We start from the raw sequence: 2,370 nt of genomic DNA, 5'->3' as shown, positions 1-2,370 counted from the left end.
CGCAGGCCGCCGCCACCGCGCTGCTGACGCGTGCGCTGCAAATCGGCCTGGAGAAGGACGACGTCGACTGGCTGCACAATTCGGCGGTGAAGGCACAGATGAAGCGGATGGACCCGTCGTTCAGCGAAAAATCCTTGGGATTCCGGTCATTCAGCGATTTCCTGCGTTCGCGGTCCGATGTCGTCGAGTTGGACGAGACGTCGACGACACGGATGGTCCGGCTTCGTGCCCCAGAGTGAACCCGACGTGGGGGCCCGCTGGCTCACTCGCAACGTCCGGGTGCTCTCCGGGGTCTCGTTTCTGCAGGACACGGCCAGTGAGCTGTTGTATCCGCTGTTGCCGATCTACCTGACGGCGGTGCTGGGTGCGCCGCCGTCGGTGGTGGGAGCCGTCGAGGGCGCGGCCGAGGGCGCCGCCTCGCTGACGAAACTCGCCTCGGGGCCACTCGGCGACAGGTTCGCCCGGCGCCCGTTGATCGCCACCGGGTACGGGATGGCGGCGCTGGGCAAGGTGATCATCGCGGTGGCCGCGGCGTGGCCGGGCGTGCTCGCGGGTCGCGTCGTCGACCGGCTCGGTAAGGGCGTGCGCGGTGCGCCGCGGGACGCGCTGCTGGTCGACGATGTGGACGAGGCACTGCGCGGCCGCGTTTTCGGCTTCCACCGCGCGATGGACACCTTCGGCGCCGTTTTCGGTCCGCTGCTCGGGCTGGTGGGTTATGAGCTGCTCGACCACCGGATCGCGCCGTTGTTGTATGTCGCCATCGCGCCCGCCGTCCTCAGCGTGGCGCTCGTCTTCCTGGTGCGCGAGCGCAGCCGTCGCGCCCCGCGAGCGCAGCGGCAATCGATGTGGGCCGGCGTGCGCTCGTTGCCGCGGCCGTATTGGCGGGTGACCGCATTCCTCGTGCTGTTCAGCGTGGCGAATTTTCCCGACGCCCTGCTGTTGTTGCGGCTCAACGAGATTGGTTTCTCGGTGGTGGGGGTGATTCTGGCGTACGTCGGTTACAACGCGGTGTATGCCCTGGCCAGCTACCCGGCCGGATCGCTGGCCGACCGCGTCGGCAGGCCGGCGTTGTTCGGCCTCGGCCTGGCATTCTTCGCGATCGGCTACATCGGATTGGGACTGACCACCGACACCGTGACGGCGTGGCTGCTGATCGGCGCCTACGGGCTGTTCACCGGGTGCACCGACGGGGTGGGCAAGGCCTGGATTTCGGGGTTGGTCGACCCGGAGCACCAGGCCAGCGCTCAGGGCCTGTTCCAGGGCCTCATCGGACTGGCCGTCCTGGCGGCGGGGTTGTGGGCGGGCTTACTCTGGGGCGCGAACGGTCAACTGCCGCTGATCATTTCGGGAGTCACCGGCGCCGTGTTCGCGGTCGCGCTGATCGGCGACCAACTGGTCCGCGGCATGAGACACGGGTAGGCCTCAAACCGCACGGCCACACACGCCTTCCAATTTGTATGGCCCGTTGGGCCGCGAAGCCGCAAGATCGTTGACACCCAATCGGTACGGCCATACATTGTGTGAAAGTTGTCGCGAACGCATCGCTCGCGCGACCTCGAGGAGACCGTCATGACCGTCGGTACCGCTCCCACAAGCGTTTTCGATGCCGATCTGCCGACGTTGGCCTATGGCGCGGAAGAAACCCCGGCCGACGTCTATCCCCGCCTGCAGGCGGCGCAACGGCAGGCTCCCGTCGCCATCGGGCCGCACGGACCCGAAGTCCTCTCCTACCACCTCGTCCGCTCCGTTCTTCGCGACGCCCGATTCCACATCCCGCCGGGGATCAACCTGCTGGTCCAGGGCGTCACGTCGGGCCCCTTGTGGGACAAGGTGATCAACAGCCTGCTGTGCCTGGAAGGCGACGCACACCATCGGCTGCGCAGCCTGACGTCCAAGGCGTTCACGCCCCGCGCGACCCTGCGGCTGCACGACACCATGGTCGAGGTGATGAACGAGCTGGTGGACACGGTCATCGACGCGGGTCGCTGCGACGTCGTCGCCGACCTCGCGCGCCCCTACCCCGTCCCGATCATCTGCGCATTGCTCGGCGCTCCGCGCGAGGACTGGCAGCAGTTCTCGTTGTGGGCGGACGACGTGTTCAAGGCCTTCAGCTTCAGCGTCGACCTGCGCGCGGTTGAGCCTGTCGTCATGAACGCCTGGCACCAGCTCGACGCCTACGTCGACGACATGGTCGCGCGGCGGCGGCACAGCTTGACCGATGACCTGCTCTCGGACCTGATTCGCGCCGAGGACCCGACTTTTCCAGGCGACCGGCTGAACACCGCCGAGCTGCGGATGCTCGCGGGCGGCCTCCTGCTGGCGGGGACGGACACCACTCGGAACCAGGTGGCCGCCTCGGTGCACGTCCTC

Annotated in this window: 3 protein-coding genes; all 3 read left to right on the top strand. The window is 67.7% G+C overall.

Annotation, left to right across the window (positions count from 1 at the left end):
* The coding region (locus tag A5781_RS02200; protein ID WP_197503654.1) for an OST-HTH/LOTUS domain-containing protein at positions 1-239 on the top strand (239 nt) is incomplete at its 5' end.
* On the top strand, positions 226-1,419 hold the full coding sequence (locus A5781_RS02195; protein WP_231987275.1) for an MFS transporter: 1,194 nt from the start codon (positions 226-228) through the stop codon (positions 1,417-1,419). The genes A5781_RS02200 and A5781_RS02195, both read left to right, overlap by 14 nt.
* A 150-nt stretch (positions 1,420-1,569) precedes the next feature.
* The coding region (locus tag A5781_RS02190) for a cytochrome P450 (protein WP_156624304.1) at positions 1,570-2,370 on the top strand (801 nt) is incomplete at its 3' end.

Origin of the sequence: Mycobacterium sp. 852002-30065_SCH5024008 (assembly GCF_001665645.1) — a bacterium.
In the GTDB taxonomy this organism is placed as follows: domain Bacteria; phylum Actinomycetota; class Actinomycetes; order Mycobacteriales; family Mycobacteriaceae; genus Mycobacterium; species Mycobacterium paraffinicum.
The sequence above is the reverse complement of the archived record's forward strand: the minus strand, read 5'-3'. Positions and strand labels throughout refer to the sequence as shown.